Genomic DNA, 17,298 nt, shown 5'->3' with positions numbered 1-17,298 from the left:
TCGAGAGTCATGGCCGGAAGCGTGTCCATGCGCCGCTAGGTCCGCTTGATTGCGGAGACGCAGTCCGCGCAGACCGGACGGCCCTTGACATCGACGGTCTCGGAGTCGGAGGCACCGCAGATTGCGCACGCGTCCTTGTGCTTGGTGAGGATGATCCGGTCTCCCTCTACGAAAATCGCCATCGGATCCTTGACCTTGATGCCAAGTGTGCGGCGCAGCTCCATGGGAATGACGATTCGGCCGAGGTCGTCGACCCTCCGTACGATCCCTGTGTCATGCATCGCCGACCGCCTTTCCCTGATGACGCGAAATCACGCAACGCTGAAACAGTTAGAATCTTTCGCAAGGCTCCCCAAAGCCTTTCCCTCTTCCAGTATTACCCACGGCAACGGAGCGCCGAAACAGATGAGCCAGAAGCAGTCGTTCTATCTGACCACTCCTATCTACTACGTGAACTCGGTTCCGCACCTCGGGACTGCCTACACGACCATCGCCGCCGATGCGCTCGCCCGCTATCGCCGGCTGCGCGGCGACGACGTCTGGTTCCTGACCGGACTCGACGAGCACGGCCAGAAGGTCGGGCAGGCCGCCGAGGCCAACGGGGTCTCGCCGCAGGAGTGGGTCGACACGATCGCCGAGAAGTTCCTCGATGCTTGGAAGATGCTCGACATCTCCAACGACGACTTCATCCGCACCACGGAGCCGCGCCACGAGCGGGGTGTCCAAGAGTTCCTCAAGACGATCTACGAGGCCGGCGACATCTACCAAGGCACCTACGAGGGCTGGTACTGCGTCCCGTGCGAGACGTACTACACCGAGGAGCAGCTCCACGACGACCACACGTGCCCGCAGTGCAACCGGGGCGTCGAGTTCGTGCGCGAGGACAACTACTTCTTCAAGCTCTCGTCGTATCAGGACCGGCTGCTCGCGTATTTCGAAGCCAACCCGCACTTCATCCAGCCGGAGACGCGCCGCAACGAGGTGCTCTCGTTCGTGAAGAGCGGTCTGCGCGATCTGTCGATCTCGCGCGCGAACGTGAAGTGGGGCATTCCGCTGCCCTTCGACGAGAGCCATACCGTCTACGTCTGGTTCGACGCGCTCATCAACTACATCACGGCAATCGGCTACGGCGATCCCGAGAAGGCCGAGGAGTTCGCCCGGCGCTGGCCGGCGCAGCTCCACTTCGTGGGCAAGGACATCATCCGCTTTCACTGCGTGATCTGGCCCGCGATGCTCATGTCCGCCGGCATGGAGGTGCCTGAGCGCGTGTTCGCTAACGGCTTCCTGCTCACCAAGGGCGAGAAGATGAGCAAGTCCAAGGGCAACGCGATGGCGCCGGCCGACCTCGTCGCCCGATTCGGCGTCGATGCCTACCGTTACTACTTCCTGCGCGAGGTGCAGTTCGGCACCGACGGCTCGTTTTCTCTAGGGTCGATGGTGCAGCGCTACAACGGTGACCTCGCCAACGACTGGGGCAACCTCGTTTCGCGCCTCTTCAACATGGTGGGCAAGTTCTGCGACGGCCGGGTGCCCGACCCCTCAGGTGCGCCCGAACTCACTGCAGACGACGCCGAACTCAAAGCGATCGGCGACGGGCTGTTCTCGGCGTACGACGCGCGTATGGACGAGCTGGACTACGTAGGCGCGCTCGAGGCTGTTTGGGAGATCATCAAGCGCACCAACCGCTACATCGAAGACGCAGCGCCGTGGAATCTCGCCAAGTCGGAGGCGACGCTGCCGCGCCTACATGCCGTGCTCTACAACGCCCTCGAGGCCGTTCGCATCGCCGCGCTCTTCACTGCGCCGGTCATGCCGAGCACCTCGCGCGAGGTCTTCGCACGACTCGGTCTCGGCGACCCGTTCAACGTCGACGACCTTGCTGCCGAGACACGATGGGGTCGCCTCCCGGTGGGCAATCCCGTGGTGAAGGGCGAGGCACTCTTCCAACGCATCATCGAAAACGCCGAGTAGGGCCACTATGGCCGAGCCGCTCTTCGTCGACGCCAAGGGACGCGAGGTCGCCACACCCGATTTCGGCGGGCCGGTCGCCGATACCCATGCGCACCTCGACATGCTCGAGGACCCGGGCCTTGCGCTCGCCAACGCAGCGCGGACGGACGTCGACTTCATCGCGACGGTCGCGGATCCCAGCGAGGACGCTTCACGCACGTTCGACTCTCTGGATATATGGTTCGCGCGCGCACGCGAAATCCTGGATGCCGAGGGTCTGTCAGACACGCCGTTGCCGGATGTCCGGACCATCGTCGGCGTGCATCCCCACAACGCCAAGGACCTTACACCTGAGGTCGAGGCTGAGTTGAGACGCCTTGCGCGACATGCACTTACATCGGCGATAGGGGAGATCGGGCTCGACTATCACTACGACTACTCGCCGCGAGACGTTCAGCGTGAGGCGTTTCGGCGCCAGCTCGCGATCGCTCACGAGCTCGACCTGCCGGTGGTCGTCCACCTGCGAGAGGCGCACGAGGACGGCGAGGCCATCCTGCGCGAGCTCGGGCTGCCTCAGGCGGGCTGCATCCTGCACTGCTACAACTTGGGTCCCGAGCCTCTCGGCCGCTTCCTCGCTCTCGGCTGCACCGTGAGCTTCGCCGGTCCGGTGACGTTCAAGAAGGCTGATGAGGTACGTGAGGCTGCCGCTCTCGTGCCGCTCGATCGCATCCTCACCGAGACCGACTGCCCCTTCATGACCCCCGAGCCCTTCCGGGGTCGCAAGAACGAGCCGGCGTACACGCTCTTCACGGCCGCCCGCCTTACCGAGGCGCGTGACGAGACCCCCGCCCTCTTCGCTGCTGCCGCGTACGCGAACGCGCGCCGCCTCCTCGATCGGTCGCGCGGATGAGCGAGGTCGCCGACAGCCGTCCGACGGTTCTGTGCATCGCGGGCAGTCCGCGGCGTCACGGCAACAGCGAGCGTCTGCTCGACGCGCTGATCGCGGGCGTCGAGGCCGCGGGAGGCAGGGCAACCAAGCTCGTGGCCAAGGACGCCGGCGTCAACGTCTGCCTTGGCTGCAACGCCTGCTCCAAGGACGGACGCTGCGTCCAGCGCGACGGGATGGACGACGTGTACGCTGCTCTCGATTCGGCCAACGCGATAGCAGTCGCCTCGCCCGTGTTCTTCGCGACTGTCCCCGCTGTGCTCAAGACGCTGCTCGACCGCTGCCAGCCGTACTGGGTGCGCCGCTACATCCTCAAAGAGCCGCGTCCGGCGACCAAGCGCCCAGGCGCGATCCTGCTCGTCGGCGGGGGAGGCGACCCGTATGGAACGGGTTGCGCTCTGAACCCGATCAAGAGCGTCTTTGCCGTGCTCTCCGTGAGCGCCGAACGCGTCCTTGAGGTCGTCGGTCCGGACAAGCCAGGCGACATCGTCAGTGAACCGGACGCCCTCCAGCGCGCCGAGGAGATCGGCCGACAGCTGGTAGAGGCGGTTCGCGCCCAGCGCTGATCCGTTGTGCTCGCGCTCCCTAGCGCGGCGACTGCGCCACGTCTCAGACGTGCGCCGCGCCTGCATCCCGCAGCCTGCCGTGTGTGCCTCGCATGCGTGCTCGCGCGCGCCCTTGTCGCCGCCTTGGCTGGCGCCCCGGAGTTGACAGGAACACCCAGATGTGGCGTCCGAGATGCTCGGAAATCCGTTGACGACACGACGTTTTTGTCCCCTCCGAGAAAGCTATTCGTGGCGACCTGCGGGTTTGCGTCGGGCGTTTCAGAGCGCTAGCATCGGAACTCCGCTCCTCGTTACGGAACGGTTGAAATGTCCCCGATCAGAGAGGTCTTAATGAGGTCTGAGCCGACTCGCTCGGCACGATCCCAGAGGACCCAGTTCATCGTCGCAGCCTTCGTTCCAGCACTCATCCTCTTGCTCTGTGTCACCGGATTCGTGTGGGCCCAAAAGCAGGTCTCGGTCGTCGTGGACGGCCGGACTCTGCATATCGACTCTCAATCCGCCGACGTGGCCGGTCTGCTCTCCGAGACCGGCGTGAAGGTCGGAGCTGGCGACTTGGTCTTCCCTTCGCAGGACACCAAGGTCACCGCTGGGATGAGCGTTGTAGTGCGCCACGCCGTCCCTGTCGTCGTCGTCCTGGGCGGTACCGACACGTCGCTGAACGTCGTGGGTAAGACGGTCGCCGATGCACTGGTCGCGGCTGGGCTCGACCCCGAGGCAACTGCCGGAGTGACCCCAGCACTGGACGCCCCGCTCAAGCCCGGAATGCGCATCACGGCGCCGGACTCGTTCGCGCGCATCTCCACCGTCACCACCAACGCGCCATTCGCCGTCGCCGAGCGTCCCGACGGTACGCTTCCCAAGGGTGTACGGCGCATCATCCGGCATGGCAGCGTCGGCAGCGTCATGCGCATCTACCGATCGCTCGTCGTTAGCGGCATCGAGGGTTCGTCCACCCTGACCGCCGAAAACGTCGTCGTGAAACCCGTGACCGAGGTCGTCGCCGTGGGAACGGGCGACGGCTCGACTCGTCGCCAGCTCGCTGTGGCTCACATCTCGGCTCAGCTCATACGTGCCAGTACGCTCCCTCAGGGCCGTCACATCAACGTGATCGCGACCGCGTACTCCGCCGAGGAGCCGGGCGCATCGTCTGGCACGGCCACCGGTCCGCGCTGCGAGCGCGGCATCGTTGCGGTCGACCCCAACGTCATCCCGCTGGGCTCGCATCTCTACGTGCCCGGCTACGGCTACGCGATCGCGGGCGACACCGGCGGTATGATCAACGGTCGCCATATCGACCTGTGCTTCAACTCGCTTTTCGAGGTCAACTCCTGGGGCAAGCGCCACGTCACCATCGTCGTGCTCGACTAACCGTGGCGCACTCGCCGCTCGCAACTCCCTCTGAGACGATCGCTGTCCTCAAGCGCCACGGTCTTGCGACCAAGAAGGCGCTGGGTCAGCACTTTCTCATCGACGACAACGTCATCGGTCGCATCATTGCTCTGGCCAAGCTCGCCGGTGACGAGACCGTCATAGAGATCGGGCCCGGCATCGGCACGCTTACAGCCGCGCTGTGCCAGCACGCTGGCGCAGTGGTCGCCGTAGAACGCGACTCCGACTTGCTCCCTGCGCTTGCGGAGACCACGGCCGACTGCGCTCGCCTCGCCATCGTGCGCGCCGACGCCGTGGCCGTAAGCCCTGAAGCGCTCGCTGAGCCCTTCGGACCACCCGTCGCGATGGTCGCCAACCTTCCCTACGCCGTCGCGGCAACCGTCGTCCTCCGCTTCTTCGAGGAGATTCCCAGCCTCCAAAGTGCGACCATCATGGTGCAGGCGGAGGTCGCCGATCGCATGGCTGCTTCGCCGGGCACCAAGGACTTCGGCGCCTACACCGTCAAACTGCGCCTGCTGGCGAAGCCCGCTGGCCGTTTCGCGGTCTCGCGCTCATGCTTCCTGCCGCCGCCGCGTGTTGACTCGGCGGTGCTGCGGCTTGAGCGCGCGCCACTCGCGACCGATCCTGCGCTCCTTCACGCCGCGGCCCGCGCCGCCGAGGCTGGGTTCGCCCAGCGACGCAAGACGATCCGTAACTCTCTGAAAAGCACACTGGGCCTTGATGCCGAGGCTCTTGATGCCGCACTGGAGGCGGCCGGAGTCGACGGATCGCTGCGTGCCGAAGCGCTCGATCCCGAGAAGTTCCTCGCGTTGGCGAAGGCTCTACCAAACGTTGAAGCCTGACTGCGTCACCGAATCGCTGGAAATGGTTTTCGTTTGCGTGCGATTTCTAACCGACTGGTCGGTCAGCACGCTGGTAATTTAGCCTTGGCTCAGCTATACTTCCCTCTTGAGCAGAGGGAGGTTCTATTCATGGATCTAGTTCGTCAAGCTGAAGTTGTCGGGCGCATTCGTACGGATCTCGAAGGAATGACCGGCAGCCGTATTCGTGTGCGCGCCAACATGGGCCGCTCGAAAATCGTGGAGCGCGAGGGCATCCTGATGCAGACACACCCTGCGCTCTTCGTCGTGGAAGTGCTGGAGAAGCGCGATCGTACCGCCCGTGCTTCGTACCAGTACGTCGACGTGCTCACCGGCACGGTCGAACTCACGCACGTCGAGAGTGGCGAGAACCTGTTGCCTTGGCTTAACTAAGCGAGGCGCGATACTCACCGATTTCGCGACAATGGCGCGGGGCATATGCTCCGCGCTTTGTCATGTCCGAGGGGAACACTCACCGACATGCAGTCCCTCACGATCAGCGCCCCCGCCAAGGTCAACCTGTTCCTCGGAGTCGGCTCGATCCGACCCGATGGATATCACTCGGTTCAGACGGTGCTACACACCCTAGCGCTGGCTGACAGAGTCACTCTGACGCCCGCCGATGAGCTTGAGCTGTCCTGCGACGTCGACTTGGGCATTCCCGCCGAGAGCAACCTCGCGTATCGCGCGGCTCGAGCGTTCTCGGCCGCGTACGGGCTCGACGTCCTTCTCGATATCACCCTCGCCAAGCGCATCCCGGCCGGAGCGGGGCTCGGCGGCGGATCGTCGGACGCGGCGGCAGTGCTCGCGGGGCTCGCGCATTGGGCAGGCTTGGAGCGCGACGACCTCCGGCTGCTCGATGTCGCCGCGTCGCTCGGCGCTGACGTGCCGTTTCTGCTTCAAGGCGGCGCAGCTCTCATGGATGGCCGAGGCGACCACCTGGTTCGGAGCCTGAAGCCCATCGAGGCGACCGTTGTCGTGGTTCGTCCACCTGCGGCCGTGCCTACTGCGGACGCCTATCGCGCGTTCGACGCCGATCCCCAACTCGTCGGCGACATGCGCCCCGTCACCGACTCCGTTCGCTTTCGCGATCCGAGAGCGCTTGCGGCGGGCTTGGCCAACAACATGATTCCTGCCGCGGAGGCGCTCGTTCCCGCCATTGGGGACGCACTCGCGTTCCTGCGCGCCGAGACGGGGGTGCTCGGCGCGACAATGGCCGGGAGCGGATCGGCAGTCTTCGCGATCTGCGACTCCGCGTTGGATGCCGAGCGCATCTCGCGAGTTGCGGAACAGCGCGGCTGGTGGTCGGCGGCTACGGCGCTCAGCGCCCAAGGTCCGGTCGTTACCGAGAGTGAGATGATGGTGTGAGCGTTCACGCGATGGTTCTGGGCGGGGGCGACGGCGCGATCATCGATCCCACCGAGCGCATCAAAGGACTCGTTCCGATCGCCGGAAAACCGATGATCGAGTGGGTCGTCGAGGCTCTGCGGGCCGCCAATACCATCGAACAGATCGCGGTCGTCGTGCCGTGTGCCGACGATCTCGGGGATTGGGTGAAGCTCGTCGACCACGTCGTAGTCTCCGATGCGTCGTTCATCGACAACGCTCTGGCGGGGTTCTCGGCGTTCGAGGGCAACAGGCCCGTGCTCGCCGCGACAGGCGACCTTCCGGCGCTCACCCCGGAGGCAATCGACGACTTCGTTACGCGCTCCCTAGATGCCGGCGCGCAGTTCAGCTACCCGCTTGTCTCGGCCGAGGAGATGGAGGCTCAGTTCCCGGGCTCGCGGCGAACCTACGTGAAGGTCTCGGGCGGGAACGTGACCGGCGGCAACATGATGGTGCTCGCGCCGGAGGTGGTTCGTCGCAACCGTGGGCTAGGCCAGAAGCTGTTTGATGCGCGCAAGAGCCCGATTGCAATGGCGCGCGTCATCGGCGTGCCCTTCATCATCAAGTACGTCACTGGCAGGCTGCGAGTCGACGACGTGGAACGCAAGATGGAGCAGCTGCTCGGAGTGCACTGCGTAGCGGTGTACACGACGTTTGCCTCCATCGGGGCCGATGTGGACAAGCCCATCGATGTCGTAGTGGCGGAACGTGTGCTGTACGCCGGTCGTTCGGGTAGGAATACCCCGAACTCCGCAGAATAGTGAAAGTACAGGCACTGTTGGATGGCTGGGGGGTCGTCCATCACTGACAAAGGGGGAACCATGCAGATCACGAAGGTAACGCTGAGGCCCGTCGCGATGAACAAAGTATGCGCGATCGCCTCGATCGTGATCGACGACAGCTTCGTGATCCACGATCTTCGAGTAGTGAACGGTGACAAAGGGCTGTTCGTCGCGATGCCCTCGCGCAAGTTGCCTAACGGCGACTTCCGGGACATCTGTCACCCCATCAACACCGACGCGCGCAACAGCATTCAGCAGGCCGTTCTGGACCAGTTTGCCATCGACGGCGGTCTGGAGGCGTTCTCGGCGGCAGCCGAGCAGCTGGAGCCTGCCGAGATCTAGGCGATTGTTTGGCGCGCTAGGTCGTGCCTTGTCGACGTTTTGCCGCACAGTCATCGCGCGTCCTTGTTGACGCTTGCCGAGGCTCCTTCTTACACTGCAGTGCGGCTCGACGCTGCGTGCGTACTTCGTTGGGGCATCGTTCAACGGCAGGACTCGGGCTTTTGGTGCCCGCTATCCAGGTTCGAATCCTGGTGCCCCAGCCATCGCACTCGGCGTCACACCGTCGGGATACCCGCTGCGGGTCAAGACCCAAGGAGCCTCACAATGAGTTCCGTCGCCCTCATCCTCGCCGCTGGCGAGGGCACGCGCATGAAGTCCGACAAGCCGAAGGTGGCCCACGAGATCCTGGGCAAGCCGATGGTGAACTGGGTGGTCTCGGCGGCCCTCGGCGCTGGGTGTGACCGAGTCATCGCGGTCACTGGTCACCATGCCGAGGTAGTCGAGGCTGTGCTGCCCGAGGAAGTTCTCACGGTCCATCAGCCCCAGCAGCTCGGAACCGGACATGCAGTCATGAGCGCTCGCGAGGCCCTGCGTGACTTCGAGGGCTCGCTGGTAGTGCTGTCGGGCGACCACGCACTTTTTACTCCCGAGACGATCGCCGGGTTGATAGCGATGCGCGAGTCGACCGGCTCGGCGCTGACGCTGCTCACCGCTAACCTGCCGGACCCGACCGGCTACGGGCGAATCATCCGCTCGACGCACGACGGCTGCGTCGCGGCGATCGTCGAGGAGAACGACTGCTCGCCGTTGGAACGCGCCATCCACGAGATCAACACGGGAACTTACTGCTTCGACGCAGCCGTCCTCTTTGCACACCTCGACAGGCTGACAACCGAGAACGCTCAAGGCGAGTACTACCTCACCGACATGGTCGCGATCTTCAACGCAGAGGGACTGATGGTCTCGGCCAGCTCGACCGACGACGCGCTTGAGACGCTCGGCGTGAACTCTCGCGTGCAGCTCGCCGAGGCCAACAAGGTTATGCAGCGCCGTATCAACCACGCCCACATGCTCGCTGGCGTCACGATGACCGATCCCGAGCTGGTGTGGATCGGCCCGGACACGCGCCTCGGGCGCGACGTCGAGTTGCTTCCGATGACGTTTCTCTTCGGCGACACCGAGATTGGCGATCGCGCCGTAATCGGGCCCAACACCCGGCTCACTGACGCCATTGTGTCCGCCGATGCGGTCATCGACGCCTCGATCGTCGTGAGCGCGACGGTAGGCGCTGGCGCAACAGTCGGCCCCGTTTCGTACCTGCGCGCCGGGACGGTGCTTGAGGCAAATAGCAAGGTCGGAGCGTGCGTCGAGGTCAAGAAGTCGACGGTGGGCGAGGGCAGCAAGGTGCCGCACCTTTCCTACATCGGTGACACAACAATCGGCAAGGATGTCAACATCGGCGCAGGCTCGATCACCTGCAACTACGACGGAGAGACGAAGCATGCCACGTGCATCGGCGACGGCGCTTTCATCGGGTCTGATACGATGCTTGTGGCGCCAGTGACCGTGGGGGACGGTGCGGTCACCGCCGCCGGAAGCACAATCGCGCGCGACGTGCCCCCAGGGGCGCTCGCGCTCGAGCGCTCGGAGCAGGTTGTTATCGACGGCTGGGCCATGCGTCGAAAGATCAAGCACGACGAGTAACATCGCCGACACTTCAGGAACGGAGCGCGCCGAAAGATGCCCCAGCAGACCAAGCGCATGCAGGTGTTCGCCGGTACGAGCAATCCCGAGCTCGCCGAGGGCGTGGTCCGGCACCTGGGTATCGAGCTCGGCAACGTCAAGATCCGCAAGTTCGCCAACGGCGAGATCTACGTGCGCTACCTTGAGAGCGTTCGAGGTGCCGACGTGTTCATCATCCAGTCGGTCTGTGCCCCCGTCAACGAGACGCTCATGGAGCTGCTCATCATGGTGGATGCGGCCAAGCGAGCCTCGGCGCGTTCGATCACGGCGGTCATAAGCCACTACGGTTATGCTCGGCAAGACAAGAAGTCGGCGGCCCGCGAGCCGATCACAGCCAAGCTGGTCGCCGACGTTCTCACCGTCGCAGGTGTCAACCGTGTCATCACGATGGACCTGCACCAGGGCCAGATCCAAGGCTTCTTCAACCAGCCGGTGAACCACTTGACGGCGCTTCCCATCCTCGCCGACTACTTCGAGTCGCTGCACCTTGAGGACTGCGTCGTGGTTTCGCCGGACGTGGGTCGCGCCAAGGCCTGCAAGAAGCTCTCGAACATGCTCGGAGCGGGACTTGCGATCATGCACAAGGGCCGTCCGGAGCACAACGTCGCTGAGATCACGCACGTCATCGGTGAGGTCGACGGCAAGGTCTGTATCGTGGCCGACGACATGATCGACACCGCCGGCTCGATCACCGAGGGCGCCAAGGCGCTGATGGCGAAGGGAGCCAAGGAGGTGTACGTCACGGCCACGCACGGCATCTTCTCGGCACCGGCGTATGAGCGTATCGAGGCGGCTCCTATCCGGGAGCTCATCGTCACCAATACCATCCCGGTGCCGGAGGAAAGGCAGCACGGCAAGATTCGCGTGCTGTCGGTCGCACCGCTGTTCGCCCATGCGGTGCAGAACGTCTTCAACGATGAATCCGTCTCTGAGCTCTTCGACCCGGACTTCCAGCTGTAAGTTCAAGGCCCTCGAGTGGGGTACCTACTGACTGACCACGCATGACAACCGAAGGAGCTCGTCGACTATGACTGCCTCTACACTTCTGCCGGTGTTCCCTCGCACCATCATCGGCAAGGCGAACCGCCGGCTCGCGAGCGAGAACCGCATTCCGGCCGTGCTCTACGGTCCGGGCCGCGAGACCCTGTCGCTGTCGGTCGACCGTCACGACTTCGAACTCCTGATGTCGCACCACGCGTCGAGCTCGATCATCGTCGAGCTCCAAGTCGAGGGCGAGAGCAAGCCGGTCAACGCCATGATCCGCGAAATGCAGACGTCGCCGATCAAGGGCGAGATCATCCACGTCGACTTCATGGTCATTCAGATGAACGTCGCGGTACACGCGTCGATCACGCTGCACTACGTCAACGATCCGGCTGGAGTTAAGGCCGGCGGCGTGCTGACAACAAACTTCCACGAGATCAACGTCGAGGCCAAGCCGGGCGACCTACCCGAGTCCATCGACGTCGACGTGGCCGCTCTCGAGATCGGTGACGTGCTTCACGTCAAGGACATCGTGGCTCCCAAGGGTGTCGAGATCTTGGACGACCCCGAAGAGGTCCTGGTATCGGTCCAGGCGCCGCGTGTCGAGGTCGAAGAGGAAGAGATTGCCGAGGAGGCCCAGCCCGAGCTCATCGGCGGCAAGCCTGAGGACGAGTAGCACGTGACTCGTTTGGTGGTTGGGCTCGGCAATCCCGGCCGAGAGTACGCGTCAACGCGTCACAACGCCGGGTTTCTTGTGATTGATCTTCTCGGCGACGACCTTCGCGCTTCCTACTGGAAGGATCAGGGGGGTGCGAAGGTCGCCGTCGTTCGTTTCGGTGGCGAAGACCTGGTGCTTGCCAAGCCGCAGACGTTCATGAACTTGTCGGGCAGCTCGGTCAAGAAGCTCGCCGAGCTCTACAACGTTGAGGTCGCCGAGATCATCGTCGTCCACGACGATATCGATCTGGCGGCTGGCAAGGTGCGAGTGAAGCGCGGGGGAGGCCACGGCGGCCACAACGGCTTGCGCTCGTTGCACGAGCAGCTCGACAGCGACAGCTACCTGCGCGTCCGTGTTGGGGTGGGCCGCCCGCCCGGGCGCATGGACGCGGCCGACTACGTCCTGCAGCCACTCAAGGGCGCCGTCTTCGACGACCTCGAAGCGAGCATCCCAACGGCGGCGCAAGCTGTCATCAGCCTGCTCGAGCACGGGCCGGATGCGACCATGCAGGAGTTCAACGCGGACTAAGGGCGCCGTCGCTAGAGGTAGTTCAGCGGGTTGACGGCGCTTCCGTTGACACGCACCTCGAAGTGCAGGTGGGGGCCGGTAGACATTCCGGTGGAACCGACGGTGCCGATACGCTGGCCGCGTTTGACGTGCTGGCCGACAGAGACTCGGATTCCGCCGCTCTGCTGATGACCGTACACGGTGACGACGCCGTTGCCGTGGTCGATCATGACGACGTTCCCGTAGCCGCCGTGCGGTCCGGCGGCGATGACCGTGCCAGCACCAGCAGCAATGATCGGCGCGCCGTTGATGCCCGGGCCGGAGATATCGATACCCGCGTGGAAGATCCGCTTGTGCAGGATGGGATGCATTCGCCATCCGAACGGCGAGGTGATCTGCTGGAAGCCCGGGACCGGCCACGACATGCCGCCGTGGTACGAGCCCGAGCCGTGCGACGAGCGCGAGAGCTCGGCGCGGATGCGCGCCGACTCGGCCTGCTCGGCGTCTGCGATAGCGAGGAGTCGCTTGGCGTTGTGCTGAGTCTCGGCCAGGAGCTGTGACTTGGCGTTGAGAACCCCTTGCTGAGCGGCGACCTTTTCTTGGCGCGCGCTCTGCAGCCCTTTGAGGTTCTGCTCGACCGCGTCGGCCTCATGGCGCTTCGCGTCTACGTCAGCCAGCGCCTGATCGAGTGCGGCCTTCTGCTGGCTTAGCACCGTCTTGCTCGCCGAGAGCTGCTCGGCAGCGGCGCTGTTGGCTCGTAGGACGCGATCGACCAGCTCCGTGCGCGCGATCAGATCGCGGAAGTCATGCGCGCCGAGGAGCATGTCGATGTATGTCCACCACTCACCGCCCTTGTAAGCCGCTGTAACGCGCTCGGCGAGCAAGCCTTGCTCGCGGGCAACCTCGGCCTGCGTGGCACTGATCTGAGCGGTCTTAGACGAGATCTGCGAGCGCATGGAGTCGACCTGCTGGCGCAGGGTCTGGGCCCGGGTGGCAGCCGTGGTGATCTGGGGGTCCAGCGCGTTGGCCTGCGACTGCAGCGACTGGACCTTGTCGTCCAGCTTGGCAGCCTCGGTCTTGAGCTGGTTGGCCAGCACCTGCTCCTGTGCGGCCTTGGCGCGGGCCGACGCCGCCGTGCTCGCATGCTTGGCAGCATCGGCGGCGGAGACAGCATAGGCAGGGGTGACGGCAGCGAGAAGCAGCGCCATGCAGAGGGTTGCCGCGAGGTATGCGCGGAAGCGAGTCATGCTGGAAGATCCTCCGGGGCTGCTGCGTTGTAGTGGTGTGTGCCGTCCGGAAGGGCGTTCACTGCCCAGAATAATACCACTCGAACGCTCTTCTCTCGCCCCGGAGCAGGCCACAACCCGGCAACAACCTGTGCGTTTGGGGTGTGGTTGACGCTCTTTGCCGCAGGGCTGCGACGAGCAAGCCCGCTGCTATACTGTTTCGACGCCTCACCGACCTTTGGCGAGGCACGACCACGGCCCCACGGAGGACCATGTTCCGCATCGTTCACAAGCGTCAGCTCTCCGAGGCCGTCTTCGAGATGGGCGTCGAGGCGCCTAAGATCGCGGCCAAAGCACGCGCCGGCCAGTTCCTCATGGTGCGCACCGACGAGAATGGCGAGCGCATTCCACTCACCTTCAGCGACTGGTCCGCCGAGCAAGGCTGGATCCGCTTCATCTTCATGCGAGTCGGCAAGACCACGCATGCTCTGTCGCATCTCGAGGTCGGCGACATGCTTGCCGATGTCGTCGGGCCACTCGGCGTCCCAACCCACACCGAGGGTGCCGGTCGTGTGGCCATCGTGGGCGGTGGCGTGGGCGTGGCCGTTGCATACCCGGTCGCCCGTGCGATGTGCGAGGCCGGCGGCGAGGTGACCGTGATCGTGGGGGCCCGCAACAGCGAGCTGCTGATTCTCGAGAAGGAGCTGCGCGCGCTTCCGCTGCGCGAGCTGGTGATCTGCACCGACGATGGCTCGGCGGGTCGTAAGGGCCTGGTCACGGCCCCACTCAAGGAGCTGTGCTCGTCGGGCGAGCTCGACGCTGCGTTCGCTGTCGGACCCGCCATAATGATGAAGTTCGCCGCGGCCACGACGCGCGAGTTTGACGTGCCGACCACCGTCTCGCTCAACCCGATCATGGTAGACGGCACCGGCATGTGCGGGGCCTGTCGCGTGACTGTGGGCGGCGAGACCAAGTTCGGCTGCGTCGAAGGTCCCGATTTCGACGGCCACGCGGTCGACTTCGAAGAGCTCATGAGCCGCCAGCGTATCTACTCCGACATCGAGCGCGAGGCCGATGCCGAGTACAGCCGGGGGTGCCAATGCCACCTGTAGACGACACGACGTCGCTTGGCGACGCCGACCGCGATAGGGAGCGGGAGCGCCAGCGCGATCGAGATCGCGCACGTGCCGCGAAGCCCCGCCATCGCGCCTCGCGCGCACCGCGTACGCCCATGCCCGAGCGCTCGCCTGAGCAGCGCCGGTCGAGCTTCGACGAGGTCGCGTTTGGCTACTCGGCCGACGAAGCACTCGCCGAGGCCAACCGCTGCCTCCAGTGCCCCAACCCGACATGCCAACAGGGCTGTCCGGTCAACATCGACATTCGTGAGTTCATCGGCGCCATCATCGAGGGCGATCTGACCCGAGGCGTGTCGGTGCTCAAGGAGCGCAATGCTCTGCCAGCCGTCTGCGGTCGTGTCTGCCCGCAGGAAGAGCAGTGCGAGGCGTCGTGCGTGCTCGCCAAGAAGGGCGAGCCCGTCGCGATTGGCCGACTCGAGCGTTTTCTCGGCGACACGGACTTGGCATGCGAGCTCGACCACCGATGCGTGCCCGAGGTCGCCGCGCCGAGCGGCATGCGCTGCGCCGTCGTCGGTAGCGGTCCGGCTGGCTTAGCGTGCGCAGGCGAGCTGGCCAAGCTCGGACACGGCGTCACCATCTTCGAGTCACTTCACGCCCCTGGCGGCGTGCTGACGTACGGCATCCCCGAGTTCCGCCTGCCCAAGGCCATCGTCGCCGCCGAGATCGAGATGCTCTCCTCGGTGGGCGTCGAGATCGTCACGGACACGGTGGTGGGACAGCTCACGACCGTACCCGAGCTGCTCGGCGAGGAGGGCTTTGACGCTGTCTTCGTGGGCAGCGGCGCCGGCCTTCCCGTGTTCATGGGGATTCCGGGCGAGAACTTCAACGGGGTGTTCTCGGCCAACGAGTTCCTCACTCGCGTCAACTTGATGCGAGCCTACGAGTTTCCTAGCAAGGCAGACACGCCGGTGGCACGCGGACGCAAGGTCGCGGTCATCGGCGGCGGTAATGTGGCGATGGATGCGGCACGCACCGCGCTTCGACTTGGTGCCGAGGAGGTCTTTCTCGTCTATCGGCGCACCCAAGACGAGATGCCTGCGCGCAAGGAAGAGGTTCATCACGCCAAAGAGGAGGGTGTCGAGTTCAAGATGCTCTGCTCTCCGGCCGAGATTGTGGGCCGCGATGGCTTCGTGACCGGGATAGTCGCTAATCGGATGGAGCTCTCCGAGCCCGACGAGAGCGGACGCCGCGCGCCGGTATGCGTGCTGGGCGCCGACTTCTCAATCGAGTGCGACACCGTCATCATCGCCGTGGGGACGCGTCCGAATCCTCTGCTGAAAGCGGCCGCGCCCGGCATCGAGTTGTCGCGCCGCGGCTACGTGCTCACCGACGAGGAAGGCGCGACCAATCTACCCGGGGTGTTCTCGGGCGGGGATATCGTGACCGGCTCGGCGACGGTGATCCTGGCGATGGGTGCGGGCAAGACGTCGGCACGCGCGATGGACCGCTGGTTGCGGGAGCGCGCCACCTCTTAGCGCTGAATCGCGGGCATTCGGCCGCGATGTCAGACCGCTGGGGTACAATCCAGAACGTGGACGAACGGCGCGCTGCGCCGTGCGTCAGGTAGGAAGGCCCTTCCATTCGGCCGGAATGAGGGAGCGAGCGGTGGGCGACGAACCTATTCATGTGCTCGTCATCGATGACGACAGCGCAGTTGTTGAGATGATTCGCGCCGGTCTCGAGGCCGAGGGCATGAGCGTCTACGGTGCCTCCGACGGCGCCGAGGGGCTCGAGGTTCTCGGCCGGGAACGCGTCGATGTAGTGGTGCTCGACATCATGATGCCGCGCGTCGACGGTTGGATGTGCCTCATGGACATCCGCAACAGCCCCACACTCGGTGATATGCCCGTCATCATGCTCAGCGCCAAGACCCAGGACCTGGCCAAGATCCTCGCCTTCAAGCAAGGCGTTCAGCAATACGTCACCAAGCCTTTCAACGTGCTCGAACTTGCAGCGCGCGTCGAGAGTCTCGCCAAGGCGCGCCGCCATGTCGCGGCCGAGCAGACCGGGGCGGGGGAGAGCGAGTTTCGCAAGCTTGCGGTTCGCAAGGGCGGCCGTACCGTGCTGCTCAACATCGACGACATCGTGCTTCTCTCGGCACGGAACAAGTCCACCTACGCACATACCTACGAGAACCAGTATCTTGTCGACATGACGCTTGGCGAACTCGAGGGCAAACTGTCGCGCGAGACATTCACGCGCGTGCACAGGAGCTACCTCGTGAACCTCAACAAGGTGAAGGAGATACTGCGGGTGGACGGTAGCTACGTGGTCGTGGCATCTGATCGCGACGAGACGCACATTCCAGTGGCACGACGACAGGTCCGGACGTTCCGAGAGGCGGTCGGCATCTGATGGCTCCCCGTCACCCTTCCCGCGCTCGCCTTCTCGGCGTCGCGGCGCTGGTTGCTGCGTCGCTCCTCGCTCTTCCTAGCTCGGCGTTCGCGACCCGAACGCTTGGGCTCTCGGCAGGCACGTTCCGCTTCGACCTGTCCGCCGGCCAGCAGGCCAACGGCGAGGTCGTCGTGATGAACGATGGCGACGAGCCGCTTAAGGTCATGGTGTACGCGTCGGACATGAAGGTCGACCCCAACGGTGCGGTCACGTACGTCACGCCTACGCGCGCCGACCTGCAGTCGCTTTCGCTGCCGTCGTCGTGGACGACGATCAAGATGCCTGCGAACAGCAAGTCGCTGGGGAACATCCCGTACCTCGAGCTCACCCCCAAACAGCGCATCCCGGTGAAGTTCTCGATCACCGTGCCTCCAACGGTCCCTCCAGGCGACCACAACGTCATCATCTTCTTCGAGTCCTTCGAGCCGC

19 protein-coding genes and 1 tRNA gene are annotated in these 17,298 nt (G+C 64.6%); 18 read left to right on the top strand and 2 right to left on the bottom strand.

Going from position 1 to position 17,298, the window contains the following annotated elements; all coding sequences use genetic code 11:
- Window positions 1-35 precede the first annotated feature (35 nt).
- Window positions 36-281 (bottom strand): AbrB/MazE/SpoVT family DNA-binding domain-containing protein, encoded by a 246-nt coding sequence (locus tag P4L93_04950; GenBank protein MDR3686288.1) that lies wholly within the window; start codon window positions 279-281, stop codon window positions 36-38.
- Window positions 282-405: 124 nt separating this feature from the next.
- Here P4L93_04950 and metG point away from each other — a divergent pair, with 124 nt between their 5' ends.
- The 14 genes from metG (at window position 406) to pth (ending at window position 12,134) form a co-directional block, all read left to right on the top strand.
- Window positions 406-1,971 (top strand): methionine--tRNA ligase, encoded by a 1,566-nt coding sequence (metG, locus tag P4L93_04945; GenBank protein ID MDR3686287.1) that lies wholly within the window; start codon window positions 406-408, stop codon window positions 1,969-1,971.
- Window positions 1,972-1,978: 7 nt separating this feature from the next.
- Window positions 1,979-2,860 carry a TatD family hydrolase gene (locus tag P4L93_04940; protein ID MDR3686286.1) on the top strand — a complete coding sequence of 294 codons (882 nt, stop codon included), beginning with the start codon at window positions 1,979-1,981 and terminating at the stop codon, window positions 2,858-2,860.
- Window positions 2,857-3,462 (top strand): flavodoxin family protein, encoded by a 606-nt coding sequence (locus P4L93_04935; GenBank protein MDR3686285.1) that lies wholly within the window; start codon window positions 2,857-2,859, stop codon window positions 3,460-3,462. The genes P4L93_04940 and P4L93_04935 overlap by 4 nt, the downstream gene beginning before the upstream one ends.
- A gap of 330 nt (window positions 3,463-3,792) precedes the next feature.
- Entirely contained in the window at window positions 3,793-4,830 is a 1,038-nt protein-coding gene (locus tag P4L93_04930; GenBank protein MDR3686284.1) for a 3D domain-containing protein, read from the top strand.
- 2 nt (window positions 4,831-4,832) lie between these two features.
- Window positions 4,833-5,693 (top strand): 16S rRNA (adenine(1518)-N(6)/adenine(1519)-N(6))-dimethyltransferase RsmA, encoded by an 861-nt coding sequence (rsmA, locus tag P4L93_04925; GenBank protein ID MDR3686283.1) that lies wholly within the window; start codon window positions 4,833-4,835, stop codon window positions 5,691-5,693.
- Window positions 5,694-5,822: 129 nt separating this feature from the next.
- On the top strand, window positions 5,823-6,104 hold the full coding sequence (locus tag P4L93_04920; protein ID MDR3686282.1) for a Veg family protein: 282 nt from the start codon (window positions 5,823-5,825) through the stop codon (window positions 6,102-6,104).
- Between the two features lie 87 nt (window positions 6,105-6,191).
- A complete protein-coding gene (ispE, locus tag P4L93_04915) occupies window positions 6,192-7,079 on the top strand; it encodes a 4-(cytidine 5'-diphospho)-2-C-methyl-D-erythritol kinase (GenBank protein MDR3686281.1) in 888 nt (295 codons plus the stop codon).
- Window positions 7,076-7,858, top strand: coding sequence for a nucleotidyltransferase family protein (locus tag P4L93_04910; protein MDR3686280.1), 783 nt, complete (start codon window positions 7,076-7,078; stop codon window positions 7,856-7,858). The genes ispE and P4L93_04910 overlap by 4 nt, the downstream gene beginning before the upstream one ends.
- Before the next feature lie 60 nt (window positions 7,859-7,918).
- The gene (gene spoVG / locus P4L93_04905; protein ID MDR3686279.1) at window positions 7,919-8,221 is read left to right on the top strand and encodes a septation regulator SpoVG; all 303 of its coding nucleotides are present in this window, start codon (window positions 7,919-7,921) and stop codon (window positions 8,219-8,221) included.
- 129 nt (window positions 8,222-8,350) lie between these two features.
- Window positions 8,351-8,424: transfer RNA gene (locus P4L93_04900), tRNA-Gln, on the top strand.
- A gap of 61 nt (window positions 8,425-8,485) precedes the next feature.
- Window positions 8,486-9,865 carry a bifunctional UDP-N-acetylglucosamine diphosphorylase/glucosamine-1-phosphate N-acetyltransferase GlmU gene (gene glmU / locus P4L93_04895; protein ID MDR3686278.1) on the top strand — a complete coding sequence of 460 codons (1,380 nt, stop codon included), beginning with the start codon at window positions 8,486-8,488 and terminating at the stop codon, window positions 9,863-9,865.
- Between the two features lie 36 nt (window positions 9,866-9,901).
- Window positions 9,902-10,864, top strand: coding sequence for a ribose-phosphate pyrophosphokinase (locus P4L93_04890; GenBank protein ID MDR3686277.1), 963 nt, complete (start codon window positions 9,902-9,904; stop codon window positions 10,862-10,864).
- A 67-nt stretch (window positions 10,865-10,931) separates the two neighbouring features.
- A complete protein-coding gene (locus P4L93_04885) occupies window positions 10,932-11,564 on the top strand; it encodes a 50S ribosomal protein L25 (protein MDR3686276.1) in 633 nt (210 codons plus the stop codon).
- Window positions 11,565-11,567: 3 nt separating this feature from the next.
- Complete coding sequence (gene pth, locus P4L93_04880; protein MDR3686275.1) at window positions 11,568-12,134, top strand: aminoacyl-tRNA hydrolase; 567 nt, start codon at window positions 11,568-11,570, stop codon at window positions 12,132-12,134.
- Between the two features lie 11 nt (window positions 12,135-12,145).
- On the opposite strand, the gene P4L93_04875 is transcribed toward pth, so the two are convergent.
- A complete protein-coding gene (locus tag P4L93_04875; GenBank protein ID MDR3686274.1) occupies window positions 12,146-13,360 on the bottom strand; it encodes a peptidoglycan DD-metalloendopeptidase family protein in 1,215 nt (404 codons plus the stop codon).
- Window positions 13,361-13,611: 251 nt separating this feature from the next.
- Between P4L93_04875 and P4L93_04870 the strand changes: the two genes are divergently transcribed.
- From P4L93_04870 to P4L93_04855, 4 genes are all read left to right on the top strand, one after another.
- On the top strand, window positions 13,612-14,451 hold the full coding sequence (locus P4L93_04870; GenBank protein ID MDR3686273.1) for a sulfide/dihydroorotate dehydrogenase-like FAD/NAD-binding protein: 840 nt from the start codon (window positions 13,612-13,614) through the stop codon (window positions 14,449-14,451).
- Window positions 14,452-14,570: 119 nt separating this feature from the next.
- Window positions 14,571-15,950, top strand: a complete 1,380-nt coding sequence (gene gltA, locus P4L93_04865) for an NADPH-dependent glutamate synthase (protein MDR3686272.1) — start codon at window positions 14,571-14,573, stop codon at window positions 15,948-15,950.
- Window positions 15,951-16,080: 130 nt separating this feature from the next.
- On the top strand, window positions 16,081-16,830 hold the full coding sequence (locus tag P4L93_04860) for a LytTR family DNA-binding domain-containing protein (GenBank protein ID MDR3686271.1): 750 nt from the start codon (window positions 16,081-16,083) through the stop codon (window positions 16,828-16,830).
- Window positions 16,830-17,298: hypothetical protein (locus P4L93_04855; GenBank protein MDR3686270.1), on the top strand; the 469-nt coding region annotated here is incomplete at its 3' end. The genes P4L93_04860 and P4L93_04855, both read left to right, overlap by 1 nt.

This window comes from Coriobacteriia bacterium, from assembly GCA_031292615.1.
Classification (GTDB): Bacteria; Actinomycetota; Coriobacteriia; order Anaerosomatales; family JAAXUF01; genus JARLGT01.
Note: the sequence above shows the minus strand (reverse complement) of the source record. Positions and strands in the feature narration are given on the sequence as shown.

What these genes read in the sequence shown, in the direction of transcription:
- P4L93_04950 (MDR3686288.1), bottom strand. Translation starts at nt 281, where the DNA reads ATGCATGACACAGGGATCGTACGGAGGGTCGACGACCTCGGCCGAATC.
- metG (MDR3686287.1), top strand. Translation starts at nt 406, where the DNA reads ATGAGCCAGAAGCAGTCGTTCTATCTGACCACTCCTATCTACTACGTG.
- P4L93_04940 (MDR3686286.1), top strand. Translation starts at nt 1,979, where the DNA reads ATGGCCGAGCCGCTCTTCGTCGACGCCAAGGGACGCGAGGTCGCCACA.
- P4L93_04935 (MDR3686285.1), top strand. Translation starts at nt 2,857, where the DNA reads ATGAGCGAGGTCGCCGACAGCCGTCCGACGGTTCTGTGCATCGCGGGC.
- P4L93_04930 (MDR3686284.1), top strand. Translation starts at nt 3,793, where the DNA reads ATGAGGTCTGAGCCGACTCGCTCGGCACGATCCCAGAGGACCCAGTTC.
- P4L93_04920 (MDR3686282.1), top strand. Translation starts at nt 5,823, where the DNA reads ATGGATCTAGTTCGTCAAGCTGAAGTTGTCGGGCGCATTCGTACGGAT.
- ispE (MDR3686281.1), top strand. Translation starts at nt 6,192, where the DNA reads ATGCAGTCCCTCACGATCAGCGCCCCCGCCAAGGTCAACCTGTTCCTC.
- spoVG (MDR3686279.1), top strand. Translation starts at nt 7,919, where the DNA reads ATGCAGATCACGAAGGTAACGCTGAGGCCCGTCGCGATGAACAAAGTA.
- glmU (MDR3686278.1), top strand. Translation starts at nt 8,486, where the DNA reads ATGAGTTCCGTCGCCCTCATCCTCGCCGCTGGCGAGGGCACGCGCATG.
- P4L93_04890 (MDR3686277.1), top strand. Translation starts at nt 9,902, where the DNA reads ATGCCCCAGCAGACCAAGCGCATGCAGGTGTTCGCCGGTACGAGCAAT.
- P4L93_04885 (MDR3686276.1), top strand. Translation starts at nt 10,932, where the DNA reads ATGACTGCCTCTACACTTCTGCCGGTGTTCCCTCGCACCATCATCGGC.
- P4L93_04875 (MDR3686274.1), bottom strand. Translation starts at nt 13,360, where the DNA reads ATGACTCGCTTCCGCGCATACCTCGCGGCAACCCTCTGCATGGCGCTG.
- P4L93_04870 (MDR3686273.1), top strand. Translation starts at nt 13,612, where the DNA reads ATGTTCCGCATCGTTCACAAGCGTCAGCTCTCCGAGGCCGTCTTCGAG.
- gltA (MDR3686272.1), top strand. Translation starts at nt 14,571, where the DNA reads ATGCCCGAGCGCTCGCCTGAGCAGCGCCGGTCGAGCTTCGACGAGGTC.